Genomic DNA, 14,933 nt, shown 5'->3' with positions numbered 1-14,933 from the left:
GGTGTGAGGCGGTGTACCGGGGGTGGCATTTCGCCAGAGGCCAAAGTTTAGTGAGTTTTGGGTGAACAACACGCACCGGTGATCCGACCGTGTCGTTCGACCATGCTTCCACCTCTGCCGGCCCGGCGACCCCACTACACTGTGCGGGTGAGTCTGTACCGTGATGACGGCATCGTGCTGCGCACCCACAAGCTGGGAGAGGCCGATCGCATCGTCACCGTGCTGACCCGGCGGACGGGAAAGATCCGTGGTGTCGCCAAGGGCGTCCGGCGCACCATGTCACGATTCGGTGCCCGTCTCGAACCGTTCACCCACGTCGACCTCCAGCTGCACACCGGCCGCACGCTCGACGTGATCACCCAGGCCGAGACCATCCGGTCCTACGGCGGGCCGCTGGTGACCGACTACCCGCGCTACACGGCCGGCACCGCGATGCTGGAGACCGCCGACCGCCTGATCATGGGGGAGAAGGAGCCGGCGCTGCGCCAGTTCCTGCTGCTCGTCGGCGGCCTGCGCACCCTCGGCTCGGGGGAGCACGAGGCCAGGCTCGTGCTGGACGCCTACTTCCTGCGCTCCCTGGCCGTGGCCGGCTACGCCCCCGCCCTGGAGGCGTGCGCCCGGTGCAGGGCCGTCTCGGTACGGGCCTTCGCCATCGTGGCCGGCGGCGTGGTGTGCGGGACGTGCCGTCCCGCGGGCGCGGCCGTGCCCGAGGGGGAGACCCTGGCCCTGATGGCGGCGCTGCTGCGGGGCGACTGGGCCACCGCCGACGCCTCCCGCGGCCGGCACCGCGCCGAGTGCAGCGGCCTGGTCGCCGCCTATCTCCAGTGGCACCTCGAACACGGCATACGCTCTCTTCGACACGTAGAAAGGGAGCCCGTAACGTGAACGTCCGCCCGCCCGCCCCGCACCCCTCCGGCGCCGTCCCACCCCCGATCCCGAGGGATCTCGTGCCCCGGCACGTGGCGATCGTGATGGACGGCAACGGCAGGTGGGCCAAGCAGCGCGGCCTGCCCCGCACCGAGGGCCACAAGGCGGGCGAGGCGTCGCTGTTCGACGTGATCGAGGGCGCGATCGAGCTGGGCATCCCCTACCTGTCGGCCTACGCCTTCTCCACCGAGAACTGGAAGCGCTCCCCGGACGAGGTCCGCTTCCTGATGGGCTTCAACCGCGACGTGATCCGCCGCCGCAGGGACGAGCTGCACGCGATGGGCGTACGGGTGCGCTGGGCGGGCCGCCCCGGGCGGCTGTGGCGGAGCGTCATCCAGGAGCTGCGCGACGCCGAGGAGATGACCGAGCGCAACTCCACGCTGACCCTGCAGTTCTGCGTCAACTACGGCGGCCGCGCCGAGATCGTCGACGCCGCCCTGCGCCTGGCCCAGGACATCGCCGACGGGCGGGTCAAGCCGGGACGGGTCCGCGAGGAGACCTTCGCCCGCTACCTGGACGAGCCGCAGATCCCCGACGTGGACCTGTTCGTGCGCTCCTCGGGGGAGCAGCGCATCTCCAACTTCCTGATCTGGCAGACGGCGTACGCCGAGATGGTCTTCCTCAACCGCCTCTGGCCCGACTTCGACCGCCGTGACCTGTGGGAGGCCTGCGAGACCTTCGCCAAGCGCGACCGCAGGTACGGCGGCGCCGTGCCCAACACGCTGCCCGACGACGGGCCCCGTGACCTGCCGGGCCCGGCGGCCCCGTAAGGACCCGTGGAACCCGAAGAACCCGTGGAGACCGGTGACCCGCCGGGTCCCGCCGGTCCTGCGGGCCCGTGATCCTGCGGGGCCCCGTGTCCCGGCGCCGGGGACCGCGGGGCCGGTTCTTCCCGCGGGCGGGCTCAGACCCGCCGTCGCGCCCGGTAGGCGGCGACGTGCATCCGGTTGCCGCAGGTGCGGCTGTCGCAGTAGACCCGCGAGCGGTTGCGGGACTCGTCCACGAAGACGTGCTCGCAGTCGGGGGCCGAGCAGGTGCGCAGGCGTTCCCACTCGTTCTCGACCAGCAGGTGGGCCAGGGCGACCCCGATGTCGGCCGCCAGGTGGTCGTGGAGCGAGGCGTCCGGAGCGAAGTAGTGGACGTGCAGGGGATGGCCGTCGTGCTCGGTCAGGCGCGGGGTGATGCGGGTCCGGCTGAGCAGGCTGTTCAGCCGGACGACCGCGGTGGGCTGGTCGGGGGCGGTGAAGACCTTGTGGAAGGCCTCGCGCAGGGCGCACACCTCGCCGAGGTCGGCGGCGCTCACCTCACCGACCCCGCTGATCTCCCAGCGTGCCACGAAGTCACCGAGTTCTCGCAGGTCGGTCAGGGTGTCCCGGCCCCCGGTGGAGGGGGAGGTGTTGACCAGGTCGACCGCGGTGGCGAGTGAGTGCACCATGTCATGTCCGAATGGCATGTTGCCTCCAGTAGAGGACGGGCGCGACGTGAGGACGCGTACGGCGGCTCGCCGTGTCGGAAGCGTATATCCCCGGCGGACCCGTGGCGCCCTCTCGCGCGTCACCCCCCGTCCACCTCCCGCCCACGCCCGTCCCACGCCTCGCGCGATCCCGGGCGGGAGCGGGGCCCTCAGGCGCGGCTCGGGGTCCGGGCCTGCCCGGCGGTGGCGGCCGAGCACGAGGCGCAGGTGCCGAAGATCTCCACGGTGTGGGTGACGTCGGTGAAGCCGTGCTCGGAGCCGATCGTCTCGGCCCACCGCTCCACCGCGGGCCCGGCCACCTCGACCGTACGGCCGCAGACGCGGCAGACCAGGTGGTGATGGTGGTCACCGCTGGCGCAGGCCCGGTAGACCGACTCACCGTCGTCGGTCCTCAGCGTGTCCACGCGGCCGGTGTCGGCGAGCGCCTGCAACGCCCGGTAGACGGTGGTCAGTCCGATCTTGGCGCCTTCCGCGCGCATCTCCGCGTAGACGTCCTGCGCGCTACGGAAACCCTCGCTCTGGCGGAGGACCGCGTGGACGGCATCACGTCTGTTGCTCATGGGCTGGACTCCTGAGGTCGGCTTCGCCGTACGAATCTACCGAGCCCGAGGGCGAGGACGAATCCCACCAGGGCGACGACCACAATGATCGCACCCGGCGGGACCTCGACGTAGAAGGAGGAGGTCAGGCCGCCGACGGTGGCGATCATCCCGAAGACCATGGACAGGAACATCGTGCTCATGAACCCCCGGGTGAGCTGCTGGCTCGTCGCCACGGGCACCACCATCAGCGCGCTGACCAGGAGCAACCCCACGACCCGCATGGCGATGACCACGGTCAGCGCGGCCGTGACGGCGATCAGCAGGCTGAGGAAGCGGACCGGCAGGCCGGCGGCCTTGGCCACCTCCTCGTCCTGGCAGAGCACGTACAGCTCCCGCCCGAACACGGCCACCACGCCGAGCACCGCCACCGCCAGCAGGCCGATCACCCACACGTCCTGGACGGTGACGCTGCTGATCGACCCGAACAGGTAGGACATCAGCGTGGCGTTGCTGCCGCCGGGGGCCAGCGAGATCAGCAGCACGCCCCCGGCGATGCCGCCGTAGAACAGCAGCGCGAGCGCCACGTCCCCGCTGGTCCTGCCGCGCGCGCGGACCAGCTCGATGGCCACGGCGCCGAGCACCGAGACCAGTACGGCGGTCAGCACCGGGGCGGTCCCGGTGAGGAAGCCCAGCGCCACCCCGGTGAGGGCGACGTGCCCGATGCCGTCTCCCAGCAGGGCCAGGCGCCGCTGGACCATGAACGTGCCGATGGCCGGGGCGGCCAGGCCGACCAGCAGGGCGGCGATCAGCGCCCGCTGCATGAAGTCGAAGCGCAGAAGCTCGATCACGACGTGGGCCTCCAGTCGAGCGGGCCCACGGGCGCCTGCTCGGCGTGCGGGTGTACGTGGTCGTGGCCGGGGAGCGCGTGCGTGCCGACCGCCCGCGGCGGGGGACCGTCGTGGCAGACGAACCCGTCCCGCAGGACCACCGCCCGGGTGATCAGCGGCTCCAGCGGGCCCAGCTCGTGCGCGACCAGCAGGACCGTCTTGCCCCGCGCGACCAGCACGGACAGGGTCTCGGCCAGGAGCAGCTGGCTCTCGGAGTCGACGCCCGCCGTCGGCTCGTCCATGACGTAGGTGTCGGGCTCGCCGGCCAGGGCGCGGGCGATGAGCACCCGCTGCTGCTGCCCGCCGGACAGCGACTGCACCGGGTCGGAGACGCGGTGGGCCAGGCCGACGGTCTCCAGCGCCCGCATGGTCGCCTCGCGGTCGGCCGCGCCGGTCGGGCGCAGGCGCCGCTGCCTGGAGATCCGGCCGGAGGCGACGACCTCCCGGATCGTGGTCGGCACGCCGCCGCCCACCGAGAGCCGCTGGGGGACGTAGCCGATCCGCCACCATTCGCGGAACCGGGCGGGAGGGCTGCCGTACAGCAGGGTCCGGCCGCCGGACAGGGGGACGAGGCCGAGCAGGGCGCGGACGAGGGTGGACTTCCCCGACCCGTTCGCGCCGAGAACGGCCACCGCCTCGCCGGGCTCCACGGACAGGTCGATCCCGCGAAGCACCGGACGGCGGTCCAGGTCGACCTGGCCGCCGTTCATGGTGAAAACCGCTGTAGTGGATGTCACATATGACCCTTACGAGCAGCCGAGCGCCGCTCGGAGTGTGGTGAGATTCTGCCGCATGGCGGACAGGTAGTCGCCGTTGGAGGGCCGGCTCTCGATCGGATCGAGGACCGCGGTCTTCGCGCCGACCTCCTGGGCGAGAATCTCGGCGACCTTGGGGCTGACGAGAGTCTCGGTGAAGATCGTAGTTATTTTCTGCTGCTTGGCCACTTTTGCCACCTCGGCGAGGCGGGCGGGCGAGGGCTCGGCGTCGGGGTCGAGGCCGCTGATGCCGATCTGCTGGAGCTTGTACCGGGCGGCGAGGTAGCCGAACGCGGCGTGGTTGGTGACGATCGCCCGCGAGGAGCAGGTGGCCAGGCCCTTGGTCAGCTCGCCGTCCAGCGTGGTCAGGTCGGCCGCGGTCCGGGCGGCACGGTCGCGGTAGGCCGCCGCGTGCGCGGGGTCGGTGGCGGCGAGCTTCTCGCCGAGCTGCGTGGCGACCGTCGCGAAGCGGGTCGGGTCGAGCCACAGGTGCGGGTCGTACTCGACCTCGTGGCCGTGCTCCTCCTCCTCGTGCCCTTCCTCTTCGTGCCCTTCCTCCTCGGTGGCCGGGAGGGTGGCGACCGCGGTGGCCGCGTCGAAACCGCGGTCGGCGGCGTGCTGCTCGACGGCCTCGTCCACGGCGGGCTGGACGCCCTTGATGTAGACGACGAGCCCGGTCTTCGACAACCCGGCGACCTGCGCGGGGGACAGCTCCAGGTCGTGCGGCTCGACCCCGGGCTCGGTCAGGCCGGTGACGGCGGCGTCGGTGCCCGCGACCTTCTCGGTGAGCCACTGCAGGGGGTAGATGGCCGCGGTGACGTCGGGCTTGCCGGTCGCGGACGGGCTCGAGCTCCCGGCGGAGCCTGTCGAACCGGCCTCGGCACCGCACGCGGTGGTGGCGGCGAGAAGGGCGGTGGACGCAACCAGGCTGGCGTTACGTATGAGGATACGTCGGGAGAACTCGGACATCATGCGGACAGTATGCCGGTAAATGAAAATGGTTGTCAAAATCGGCGAAGATCGGCCGGGTCACCGGGGGACTCGCGGGTGAGGACACGCGGGACGGGTCGGCGGTGGGCGGACGCCGGGCGGACGCCGGGCAGGCGTCGGGCAGGGTGTCCCTGGTCATCCCTGGCGCGGGGACGTCCGGTGCGCGGCGTGACCGGCGGCCGCGGTCACGGGGAGGCCCGGAGAGCGGTGGGTGAGGCTCCCCGTGGGGACCGGGCGGACGGTCCATCGGGGTCGCACCGGAGACCTGGGTCGTACCGGCAGAGGGGCCGTACCCGGGAGAGGGGCTGTATCGGGGAGGGCGTGCCGCCGGGCGTGTCAGAAGGCGCCGAAGCGGTCGGCGGCGAGCAGGATCAGGAAGGTGAGCAGCGCGACGCGCAGGAGCCGGCCTCCGTTGCCCAGGGAGGGCCACGACATGTAGGCGAGCCAGCCGACGAATCCGATCACCGGGAGGACGGCCACCCCGCCCCAGAAGGAGGACACGGCGAAGCCGGCCAGCATGAGCACCACCAGCACCACCGGGGCGATCCACCGGGGGAGCTGGAACAGGAAGACGAGCGGGGCCGCGCTGCGCAGCTCGACCTTGCGCCGCAGCCCGGTCGCCCCCGGGGTGAAGAACTGCTCGCCCGCGGGCAGGGGTCGTTTGCCCCGCTGGGGACGGGACTGTGCCAGGGGGTGTGCGGGGCGTTCTCCGCGCTTGTCGGCCACGGGCCGAGCCTAACGCTCCGGGGCCCGCCGGTGACACCTCCGGTGCCCGGCCCGATCTCGGGGGCAACGGACCGGGCCGTCACGCAGGGACGCGGGCAGGTGGGGCGCGGGCGGGTACAGGGGACACGGGGGACGCGGCCGGTGACGCGGGCGGGCTCTGGCATGCTGGGCGGATGCTCGCTCTCATCCGTTACTCGGTGCCGCAGGCCCGGACCGAGGAGTTCCTGGCCCGGGCCCACGAGATCGTGGACACGCTCGCCGCGCAACCGGGGTGTCTCCGTGGCCGGGTGACGAGGTCGGTGGACGAACCGGAGCTGTGGGCCCTGGTGAGCGAGTGGGAGGGCGCCGGGTTCTACCGCAGGGCGCTTGGCGCGGCGCGGATGGTGATGTACCCGCTGATGACACTGATGATCAACGAGCCGAGCGCCTTCGAGGACGCCGACCGCCCCTGAGCCCGCGCCCCGGGATCGCGCGGGGTCCGGGACCGTGCGGGGCCCGGAGTCGTACGGGGCCGGGGATCGTGGAAGGGGCCGCCCTGTTGGAAGGCCGGCCCGGGATCGCGCGGGGACCGGACGCGGGATCGGACGCGGGACCGGGGCCTTCCGGCGGGGGCGGACAAGCTTTGCCCGGGGAGGTGGGCGGGATGGGTCATGCGAATGTCCCGGCGGCCCGTCTCCCCTAAGCTGGAGGCTCCATCACTTCCTCGCCGACCTCCAGCCGGATGGAGATTTTCCCTTATGGCACGCCGCACGGACATCATGGACACCATCGTCAGCCTCGCCAAGCGACGTGGTCTTGTCTACCCCTCCAGCGAGATCTACGGCGGCCTGCGCGCGTCGTGGGACTACGGCCCGCTGGGTGTGGAGCTCAAGAACAACGTGAAGCGGCAGTGGTGGAAGACCGTGGTGCAGGGGCGTGACGACGTGGTCGGCCTCGACTCCTCGGTGATCCTGGCCCGCGAGGTGTGGCAGGCCAGCGGCCACGTGGAGACCTTCACCGACCCGCTGACCGAGTGCCAGTCCTGCCACAAGCGCTACCGTGCCGACCACCTCGAGGAGTCGTACGCCGAGAAGCACGGCAAGCAGCCGATCAACGGCCTGGCCGACATCACCTGCCCCAACTGCGGCAACAAGGGCGCCTTCACCGCCCCCAAGCAGTTCAGCGGCCTGCTCAAGACCTACCTCGGCGCGGTCGAGGACGAGTCGGGCCTGGCCTACCTGAGGCCGGAGACCGCCCAGGGCATCTTCATCAACTACCTCAACGTGCAGCAGTCGGCGCGCAAGAAGATCCCGTTCGGCATCGGCCAGATCGGCAAGTCGTTCCGCAACGAGATCACCCCGGGCAACTTCATCTTCCGTACCCGCGAGTTCGAGCAGATGGAGATGGAGTTCTTCGTCAAGCCGGGCAGTGACGAGGAGTGGCACCAGTACTGGATCGACGAGCGCTTCCGCTGGTACACCGACCTGGGCATCACCCAGGACAACCTGCGGCTGTACGAGCACCCCAAGGACAAGCTCTCGCACTACTCCAAGCGGACCGTCGACATCGAGTACCGCTTCAACTTCACCGGCACCGAGTGGGGTGAGCTGGAGGGCATCGCCAACCGCACGGACTTCGACCTGACCGCGCACGGCAAGGCCTCCGGCACCGACCTCAGCTTCTTCGAGCAGGACAGCGGCGAGCGCTACGTCCCGTACGTGATCGAGCCGGCCGCCGGTGTGGACCGCGCCACGCTCACCTTCCTGATCGACGCCTACACCGAGGACGAGGCGCCCAACGCCAAGGGCGTCATGGAGAAGCGCACGGTCATGCGCCTCGACCACCGGCTCGCGCCCGTCAAGGTCGCGGTGCTCCCGCTCTCGCGCAACGCGGACCTGTCGCCCAAGGCCAAGGACCTGGCGGCCCAGCTCCGCCGCCGGTGGAACGTCGACTTCGACGACGCGGGCGCGATCGGCCGCCGCTACCGGCGCCAGGACGAGATCGGCACGCCGTTCTGCATCACCGTCGACTTCGACACCCTCGACGACCAGGCGGTGACCATCCGCGAGCGCGACTCGATGGCCCAGAAGCGCGTGGCCCTCGACCAGGTCGAGTCCTACCTGCGCCAGCACCTCAACGACTGAGACGGCTCGGCCCCGGTGATCGGGGCCACGTCCGCCCGGTGACGGCCGGCGACCCCGCACACGGGGTCGCCGGCCGTCGCGCTCTCCCGGTCGGCCCCGCCCCGGCCCGCTCCTGTCCCCGCCCTCGTCCCCGTCCGCCCCGGCGCCCCTTCGATGATCGACCGGAGCGAAAGACAACATAAAAACCCGCCTTACAGCGGTTTTCGGGGCCTTTTGATGACATCAGGGGGATCGTTCGTTCAACGAAGGGGGAGAACGATGACCCGCGTATCACCGTGGAAGGCCGTGCCGGGGGTCCTGGCCCTCGGCGGGGCCGTCTTCCTGCTCACCGGCAGCGCCGCTCACGCCGACCCGCGCCCCGGCGCGGTCGAGCTGCGGCTGCTCGTCGACGACTGCCCCTCCTCGACCTCCGCGACCGCCCCGTGACCGGCGACGTACACCAGGTGCCGCCCGGCACGGGCGACGGGGGCGGCACGGGTGACGACACCGGCAGGGTGCCGGAGAGCGCCGTGCTCGGGCGGGCGCTGTTCGAGGTCAAGCGTGTGATCGTCGGCCAGGACCGGATGGTCGAGCGCCTGCTCGTCGCGGTCCTGGCCCGGGGGCACTGCCTGCTGGAGGGGGTGCCCGGCATCGCCAAGACGCTGGCGGCCGAGACGCTCGCGGGGGTCGTGGGCGGCACGTTCGCCCGGATCCAGTTCACCCCCGACCTGGTGCCCGCCGACATCGTCGGCACCCGCATCTACCGGCCGTCCACCGAGGGCTTCGACATCGAGCTCGGCCCGGTGATGGCCAACTTCGTGCTCGCCGACGAGATCAACAGGGCCCCGGCCAAGGTCCAGTCGGCGCTGCTGGAGGTGATGGCCGAACGCCAGGTGAGCATCGGCGGGCGTACCCACCCGGTGCCCGCGCCGTTCCTGGTCCTGGCGACCCAGAATCCGATCGAGTCCGAGGGCGTCTACCACCTGCCCGAGGCCCAGCGGGACCGCTTCCTGATGAAGATCGAGGTGGGGTACCCGAGCGAGTCGGAGGAGCTCGCCATCCTCTACCGGATGAGCACCGACCGGCCCGTCCCGCGAGGGGTGCTCGACCCGCGGCGGCTGCTCGCGCTGCAGGCCGCCGTGGACGACGTCTTCGTCCACCACGCCGTCGCCGAGTACGCGGTCCGGCTGGTGTACGCGACCCGCGAGCCCGCCCGGTTCGGGCTGGCCGACGTCGCGCCGCTGCTGACCTACGGCGCGAGCCCCCGGGCGACGCTGGGGCTGGTGGCCGCGGCCCGCGCGCTGGCGCTGGTGCGCGGGCGCGACTACGTCCTGCCCGAGGACGTCGCGGACCTGGCCCGTGACGTGATCGCGCACCGGCTGGTGCCGTCCTTCGACGCGCTGGCCGACGACGTCTCCCCGCGGGAGATCGTGGACCGGGTGGTCGCGACCATCCCGGTGCCCAGGGTCGCCCCCGGGCAGACCGAGGCGGCCTGATGCGGCCCCTGCCGTCCGAACGGGTGCTGCGCAGGCTGGAGCTGACGGTCGTCAGGCGGCTCGACGGGCTGCTCCAGGGAGACCACCTCGGGCTGACCCCTGGCCCCGGCGGCGAGCTCGCCGAGGCCAGGCAGTACGCGCCCGGCGACGACGTACGGCGGATGGACTGGAACGTCACCGCCCGCACGGCGGAGCCGCACGTGCGTGACATGATCGCCGACCGGGAGCTGGAGACCTGGGTGCTGCTCGACGCCAGCGCCAGCATGGACTTCGGCACCGCGCTGATGGAGAAGAGGGAGCTCGCGCTCGCCGCCGTCGCGGCGGTCGGTTTCCTCACCGAGCGGACGGGCAACCGCGTCGGCACGCACATCCTGCACGGCGGCGAGGTCCGGCGCTTCCCCGCCAGGAGCGGGCGCGCGCACCTGATGGCGCTGCTCGGCACGATGTTCTCGCTGCCGCGCACCGAGCCGGGGACCCCGGCGCCGCGCCTCGGCCCGGCCGCCGACGACCTGCGCCGCGTGACGCGTCGGCGCGGGCTCGTGGTCGTCGTCTCCGACTTCCTCGACCCCCCGGAGAGCTGGGAGAGGTCGCTGCGCCATCTCGCGGTCCGCCACCAGCTCCTGGCGGTGGAGGTCGTCGATCCCCGGGAGCTGACCCTGCCCGACGTGGGAGTGCTCACGCTCGTCGATCCGGAGACGGGCCGGCGCCGGGAGATCTCCACGGCCGGTCCCCGCCTGCGCGAGCGCTACGCCGAGGCCGCCGCCGGTCAGCGGGCGGCCATCGCGGACGCCCTGCGCAGGGCCGGGGCCGCCCACCTGCGCCTGGGCACCGATCGCGACTGGGTCCGCGATCTGGTCCGCCACGTCATGGTCCAGCGCCGCCTGGCGCGGACGAGAGCCGTGAGAGGTGGTGTCGCGTGACGTTCCTTTCCCCCGTCTGGCTGTGGCTGCTGGTCCCCGCCCTGATGATCGCGGTCCTGTACGTGGTCATGTACCGGCGGCGCAGCCGGTACGCCCTGCGGTTCACCAACCTGGACCTGCTGGAGAAGCTGGCGCCCAGGACGCCGGGGTGGCGCAGGCACGTGCCCGCCACGGCCTTCATGGGAATGCTGGTGCTCCTCGTCGTCGGATTCGCGCGGCCGACGGCCGAGACGCGGGTCCCGAAGGAAGAGGCGACGATCATCGTGGCCTTCGACGTCTCCGCGTCGATGCAGGCCACCGACGTGGCGCCCGACCGGTTCACGGCGGCGCGCGAGGCCGCGCGGCGGTTCGTCGGGGACCTGCCCGCCCGCTTCAACCTCGGCCTGGTCACGTTCTCCTCCTCGGCCTCGGTGAGCGTGCCGCCCACCACCGACAGGGCGGCGGTGCTGTCGGCGATCGACCGGCTCACCACGGACTCCGGTACGGCCGTCGGCGAGGCGGTGTTCTCGTCCCTGGACGCGATCGACGCCCTGCGGAGCCGGGAGCGGCCGCCCGCCCACATCGTGCTGATGTCCGACGGGTCGAGCACCATGGGCAGGCCGCCCGAGCAGGCGGCCCGGGAGGCGACCTCCCGGCGCGTGCCGGTGTCCACCATCGCGTACGGCACGCCCGGCGGCACGATCCGGATGGGCACCCGGGAGACCCCGGTGCCGGTGGACGGCCCGGCCCTGCGGGAGCTGGCGCGCAGCACCGGCGGGGGCTTCTACGAGGCGGCCTCCGGTGACGAACTGCGGGCGGTGTACGACGACATCGGCAGCTCGGTGGGCTACCGGACCGAGCGGCAGGAGGTCTGGCCGTGGTTCGTCGGGATCGCGCTGCTCGGCGCGGTGGTCGCCGCCGGGACGTCCCTGTTCTGGTTCTCGAGGATCCTGTGAGGAGTCGATCATGGTGATGTCGCACGACCGGCCCCCCGGACTCGGACGGCCCCGGGGCCCCGGTTTCGCCCCGGGCCCCCCGCCGCCCGCGCCGCCGGAGGTGCCTTCGCGGGCGGCCGGTGTGACCGCCGCCCCGGCCGTCCCCGTACGGAAGGGGAGCGGGCGTCTCCTGGCCGCCGCGGTGCTCGTCGCCGCGCTCACCGGAGGCGCGGCGGGCGTCGCGGGCGGCCGGCTGGCCGTCGGGGACGAGGCGGCTCCCGCGGCCCTGCCCCGCGCCGCCGCGGCCCCGCCCGTCCCGTCCGGCTCGCCCGGTACGGCGGGCGGCCTCAGCGGCACCGCCGCCAGGGTGCTGCCGAGCGTCGTGTCGGTCGAGTCGGGCCGGGGCGCCGGGTCGGGCTTCGTGATCGACGGCTCCGGCCACCTGCTCACCAACGCGCACGTCCTGGCCGGGAGCGCCGCGGGTGCCGGCGTCACCGTCGTGCTCGACGACGGGCGCCGCCTGCCCGCCGCCGTCGTGGGCACCGACGAGGCGTACGACCTCGCGGTGCTCAGGGTGGACGACGCCCGCGGGCTGACCGCCGCGGTGCTGGGCAGGTCCGCGGACCTCGCGGTGGGGGACCAGGTGCTGGCCGTCGGCTCCCCGCTGGGCCTGGCGGGCACGGTCACCGGCGGCATCGTCAGCGCCCTCGACCGCCAGGTGAGGCTGGGCGGGCGCGGGCAGACCGCGTTGCAGACCGACGCCTCCATCAACCCCGGCAACTCCGGCGGGCCGCTGGTCAACGCCCGGGGCGAGGTGGTCGGGATCAACACCGCGATCGCGACGCTCTCACGGCGGGGGACAGGTTCGATCGGCATCGGCTTCGCCATCCCCATCGACCGGGCGGTGCCCGTCGCCGAACGGATCATCCGGGGGTGAGCGCGGTGGACGGGGACACGGGACGGCGGCGTCTGAGGATGACGGGGGTGACGGGGGTGAGCGGGGGGAACGAGAAGACGGGACGGCGGTGGCATCCGCGTTTCCGGCCGCCCACGACCTAGGTTCGTACCATGCGACTGCTCGTTGTCGAAGATGAGGAAGACCTGGTCGACGCCCTGCGCGTGGGGCTCGTCCGGGCCGGATACGCGGTGGACGTCGCCTACGACGTGGCCCAGGCGCGCGAGAAGCTCCAGGTCAACTCCTACGACCTGGTCCTTCTCGACCTCAACCTGCCCGGCGGGGACGGCTTCGAGGTGTGCCGGGCCCTGCGCGGCACCGACCAGGGCCAGGCCGTGCGGATCATCATGGTGACCGCGCGCGACCGGCTGGACGACCGGGTCAGGGGGCTGGACGAGGGCGCCGACGACTACCTGGTCAAGCCGTTCGCCTTCCCCGAGCTCCTGGCCCGCGTCCGCGCCCTGCTCCGCAGGGAGCAGGGCGGCGGGACGGCGATCCTGCAGGTGGGCTCGCTGCGGCTGGACACCTCCCGGGTGGAGAGCCATTCGAACGGGAGGGAGCTGGGGCTGACCCCCAAGGAGTTCGGGGTCCTGCACTACCTGATGACCCGTCCCGGGCACGTCGTCTCCGCCGAGGAGCTGCTGGAGCACGTCTGGGACGAGCACACCGACCCGTTCACCAACACCGTGCGGGTGACGGTGGGCAACCTGCGGCGCAAGCTCGGCACCGACGCCGTGATCGAGACCGTGGTCAGCAAGGGCTACCGGCTCAGGGAGGACACGTGAGGCCCTCTCGCATGCGCGTGAGCCATCGGCCGGAGGAGGACACGTGAGGCCCCCCGCCGCGCACGTGATCCGCCACCGCCCGCGGGAGGACGCGTGAGGTTCTCCTTCGTGCACACGATCCGCTTCCGGCTGACCGTGCTCTACTCCAGCCTGCTGTTCCTGCTCTCCGGGCTGGTCGTCGGCCTGCTGTACGTCGCGGTGGCCAGGAGCGCAGAGGAGCGCCCCTACACCGTGCAGCAGGCCAAGCTCTACAGCGTCGACACCGAGCGCTACATCGGCAAGGCCCCGGTCGTCGAGCTCGCCGAGGTCGAGAACGCGGTCAACCTGCTGACCCTGAAGACCATGCGCGACTACTCGCTCCTGACCCTGGGCGGGCTGTTCGTGGCGAGCTTCGGCATCGGCTGGATGCTCTCGGGCCGGGTGCTGCGCCCGGTCCGCTCCATCACCAGGGCCGCCGCCGAGATCCAGGGCACGGACCTGTCGCGGCGGATCCTGCTCACCGGCCCCAAGGACGAGCTCCGCGACCTCGCCGACACCGTCGACACCATGCTCGGCCGCCTGGAGGGCGCGTTCCTGGCGCAGCGGCAGCTGATCGACGACGCCTCCCACGAGCTGCGCAGCCCGCTGGCCATCATCCGGGCCAACGTCGACGCCGTCCTGGCCTCCCCCGACAGCACCGAGGAGGAGCGGATGCGCGCGGTGGCCATCGTGGACCGGGCCACCACCCGCATGACGCGCCTGGTCGAGGACCTGCTGGCGACCGCCCGCCGTTCCGCGCCCGCGCTGGCCGACGCCGAGGTGGACGTGGGGACGCTGGCCGCCGAGGCGGCCGAGGAGTTCACCGCGCTCGCGGCCGGGCGCGGGCTGACGATCCGCAAGGCGCTGCCCTCCGGGCTGCGCGGGGTGGGGGACCACGACGCCCTGCGCCGGGCCGTGGGCAACCTGCTCTCCAACGCCGTACGGCTCGCCCCCGCCGGCAGCGAGGTCGTCGTGGCGGCGGGCCGCAGTGACGACTGGATCTGGGTGGCGGTGCGCGACGCCGGGCCGGGGGTGTCCGAGGACGACCACGCGCGGGTGTTCGACCGCTTCTGGCGCGGCAAGAGCGGCGGCGAGACGAGCGAGACCGGTGGCGGGACCGGTGGCGGTACCGGCCGCCGGGACCGGCACAGCGGCCTGGGCCTGGCGATCGTCCGCCAGATCGTGGAGTCCCACGGCGGCCACGTCCGCCTGTTCTCGCGGCCGGGCCAGGGGAGCGTGTTCGTGCTCTGGCTGCCGGCCGGGAACGGGCCCGCCGAGGGAGAGGTCCCCGACCTCAACCCCCTCGCGGACGCGGCCCCGATCACCCGCCAGGGCCGTCGTGAACGGGCGTGAATGCCGGTGGAATTGGTGTATACCAATTGGTGTAAACCAATTCTTGTGATGGTCTGAGTTGTCGTTCGTTCGATCTTAATTTGCATTGG

At 72.4% G+C, this 14,933-nt stretch carries 17 protein-coding genes; 11 read left to right on the top strand and 6 right to left on the bottom strand.

The features are described from left to right. The first annotated feature begins 147 nt into the window (after positions 1–147). Complete coding sequence (recO, locus tag ACZ6RT_RS16750) at positions 148–885, top strand: DNA repair protein RecO (protein ID WP_399191197.1); 738 nt, start codon at positions 148–150, stop codon at positions 883–885. Continuing rightward, positions 882–1,697, top strand: coding sequence for an isoprenyl transferase (locus ACZ6RT_RS16745; RefSeq protein WP_399191199.1), 816 nt, complete (start codon positions 882–884; stop codon positions 1,695–1,697). Before recO ends, ACZ6RT_RS16745 begins: the two co-directional genes overlap by 4 nt. A 134-nt stretch (positions 1,698–1,831) precedes the next feature. Here ACZ6RT_RS16745 and ACZ6RT_RS16740 read toward each other — a convergent pair whose 3' ends face one another. The 6 genes from ACZ6RT_RS16740 to ACZ6RT_RS16715 form a co-directional block, all read right to left on the bottom strand. Continuing rightward, positions 1,832–2,380, bottom strand: coding sequence for a CGNR zinc finger domain-containing protein (locus ACZ6RT_RS16740; protein WP_399191201.1), 549 nt, complete (start codon positions 2,378–2,380; stop codon positions 1,832–1,834). Positions 2,381–2,550: 170 nt separating this feature from the next. Further along, the gene (locus ACZ6RT_RS16735; RefSeq protein ID WP_399191203.1) at positions 2,551–2,961 is read right to left on the bottom strand and encodes a Fur family transcriptional regulator; all 411 of its coding nucleotides are present in this window, start codon (positions 2,959–2,961) and stop codon (positions 2,551–2,553) included. After that, the gene (locus ACZ6RT_RS16730) at positions 2,958–3,791 is read right to left on the bottom strand and encodes a metal ABC transporter permease (RefSeq protein WP_399191205.1); all 834 of its coding nucleotides are present in this window, start codon (positions 3,789–3,791) and stop codon (positions 2,958–2,960) included. The genes ACZ6RT_RS16735 and ACZ6RT_RS16730 overlap by 4 nt, the downstream gene beginning before the upstream one ends. Continuing rightward, a complete protein-coding gene (locus ACZ6RT_RS16725; RefSeq protein WP_399191281.1) occupies positions 3,788–4,540 on the bottom strand; it encodes a metal ABC transporter ATP-binding protein in 753 nt (250 codons plus the stop codon). The genes ACZ6RT_RS16730 and ACZ6RT_RS16725 overlap by 4 nt, the downstream gene beginning before the upstream one ends. 36 nt (positions 4,541–4,576) lie before the next feature. Continuing rightward, positions 4,577–5,557: a metal ABC transporter substrate-binding protein gene (locus ACZ6RT_RS16720; RefSeq protein ID WP_399191207.1), complete on the bottom strand. Its 981-nt coding sequence runs from the start codon at positions 5,555–5,557 to the stop codon at positions 4,577–4,579. A 354-nt stretch (positions 5,558–5,911) separates the two neighbouring features. Continuing rightward, entirely contained in the window at positions 5,912–6,301 is a 390-nt protein-coding gene (locus tag ACZ6RT_RS16715; RefSeq protein WP_399191209.1) for a DUF6703 family protein, read from the bottom strand. 173 nt (positions 6,302–6,474) lie between these two features. Here ACZ6RT_RS16715 and ACZ6RT_RS16710 point away from each other — a divergent pair, with 173 nt between their 5' ends. The 9 genes from ACZ6RT_RS16710 (at position 6,475) to ACZ6RT_RS16670 (ending at position 14,844) form a co-directional block, all read left to right on the top strand. Further along, entirely contained in the window at positions 6,475–6,753 is a 279-nt protein-coding gene (locus tag ACZ6RT_RS16710) for an antibiotic biosynthesis monooxygenase family protein (protein ID WP_470154321.1), read from the top strand. A 285-nt stretch (positions 6,754–7,038) separates the two neighbouring features. Continuing rightward, positions 7,039–8,424 carry a glycine--tRNA ligase gene (locus ACZ6RT_RS16705; RefSeq protein WP_470154319.1) on the top strand — a complete coding sequence of 462 codons (1,386 nt, stop codon included), beginning with the start codon at positions 7,039–7,041 and terminating at the stop codon, positions 8,422–8,424. Positions 8,425–8,682: 258 nt separating this feature from the next. Beyond that, positions 8,683–8,850 (top strand): hypothetical protein, encoded by a 168-nt coding sequence (locus tag ACZ6RT_RS16700; RefSeq protein WP_399191215.1) that lies wholly within the window; start codon positions 8,683–8,685, stop codon positions 8,848–8,850. Next, positions 8,847–9,899, top strand: a complete 1,053-nt coding sequence (locus ACZ6RT_RS16695) for an AAA family ATPase (RefSeq protein WP_470154318.1) — start codon at positions 8,847–8,849, stop codon at positions 9,897–9,899. The genes ACZ6RT_RS16700 and ACZ6RT_RS16695 overlap by 4 nt, the downstream gene beginning before the upstream one ends. Continuing rightward, entirely contained in the window at positions 9,899–10,819 is a 921-nt protein-coding gene (locus tag ACZ6RT_RS16690) for a DUF58 domain-containing protein (protein WP_470154317.1), read from the top strand. Before ACZ6RT_RS16695 ends, ACZ6RT_RS16690 begins: the two co-directional genes overlap by 1 nt. Next, positions 10,816–11,754 (top strand): VWA domain-containing protein, encoded by a 939-nt coding sequence (locus ACZ6RT_RS16685; protein WP_399191221.1) that lies wholly within the window; start codon positions 10,816–10,818, stop codon positions 11,752–11,754. Before ACZ6RT_RS16690 ends, ACZ6RT_RS16685 begins: the two co-directional genes overlap by 4 nt. A gap of 121 nt (positions 11,755–11,875) precedes the next feature. Beyond that, positions 11,876–12,670 (top strand): S1C family serine protease, encoded by a 795-nt coding sequence (locus ACZ6RT_RS16680; protein WP_470154315.1) that lies wholly within the window; start codon positions 11,876–11,878, stop codon positions 12,668–12,670. 131 nt (positions 12,671–12,801) lie between these two features. Next, entirely contained in the window at positions 12,802–13,473 is a 672-nt protein-coding gene (locus ACZ6RT_RS16675) for a response regulator transcription factor (RefSeq protein ID WP_344898446.1), read from the top strand. A 93-nt stretch (positions 13,474–13,566) separates the two neighbouring features. Continuing rightward, entirely contained in the window at positions 13,567–14,844 is a 1,278-nt protein-coding gene (locus ACZ6RT_RS16670; protein WP_470154313.1) for a sensor histidine kinase, read from the top strand. Positions 14,845–14,933 lie beyond the last annotated feature (89 nt).

The organism is Streptosporangium sp. NPDC050148 (assembly GCF_055586505.1).
The sequence above is the reverse complement of the archived record's forward strand: the minus strand, read 5'-3'. Positions and strand labels throughout refer to the sequence as shown.

Excerpts from the sequence above, each read along its gene's own strand:
- ACZ6RT_RS16700 (WP_399191215.1), top strand. The coding sequence starts at position 8,683 with ATGACCCGCGTATCACCGTGGAAGGCCGTGCCGGGGGTCCTGGCCCTC.
- ACZ6RT_RS16675 (WP_344898446.1), top strand. The coding sequence starts at position 12,802 with ATGCGACTGCTCGTTGTCGAAGATGAGGAAGACCTGGTCGACGCCCTG.
- ACZ6RT_RS16705 (WP_470154319.1), top strand. The coding sequence starts at position 7,039 with ATGGCACGCCGCACGGACATCATGGACACCATCGTCAGCCTCGCCAAG.
- ACZ6RT_RS16720 (WP_399191207.1), bottom strand. The coding sequence starts at position 5,557 with ATGATGTCCGAGTTCTCCCGACGTATCCTCATACGTAACGCCAGCCTG.
- ACZ6RT_RS16690 (WP_470154317.1), top strand. The coding sequence starts at position 9,899 with ATGCGGCCCCTGCCGTCCGAACGGGTGCTGCGCAGGCTGGAGCTGACG.
- ACZ6RT_RS16740 (WP_399191201.1), bottom strand. The coding sequence starts at position 2,380 with ATGCCATTCGGACATGACATGGTGCACTCACTCGCCACCGCGGTCGAC.
- ACZ6RT_RS16710 (WP_470154321.1), top strand. The coding sequence starts at position 6,475 with ATGCTCGCTCTCATCCGTTACTCGGTGCCGCAGGCCCGGACCGAGGAG.
- ACZ6RT_RS16725 (WP_399191281.1), bottom strand. The coding sequence starts at position 4,540 with ATGAACGGCGGCCAGGTCGACCTGGACCGCCGTCCGGTGCTTCGCGGG.
- ACZ6RT_RS16735 (WP_399191203.1), bottom strand. The coding sequence starts at position 2,961 with ATGAGCAACAGACGTGATGCCGTCCACGCGGTCCTCCGCCAGAGCGAG.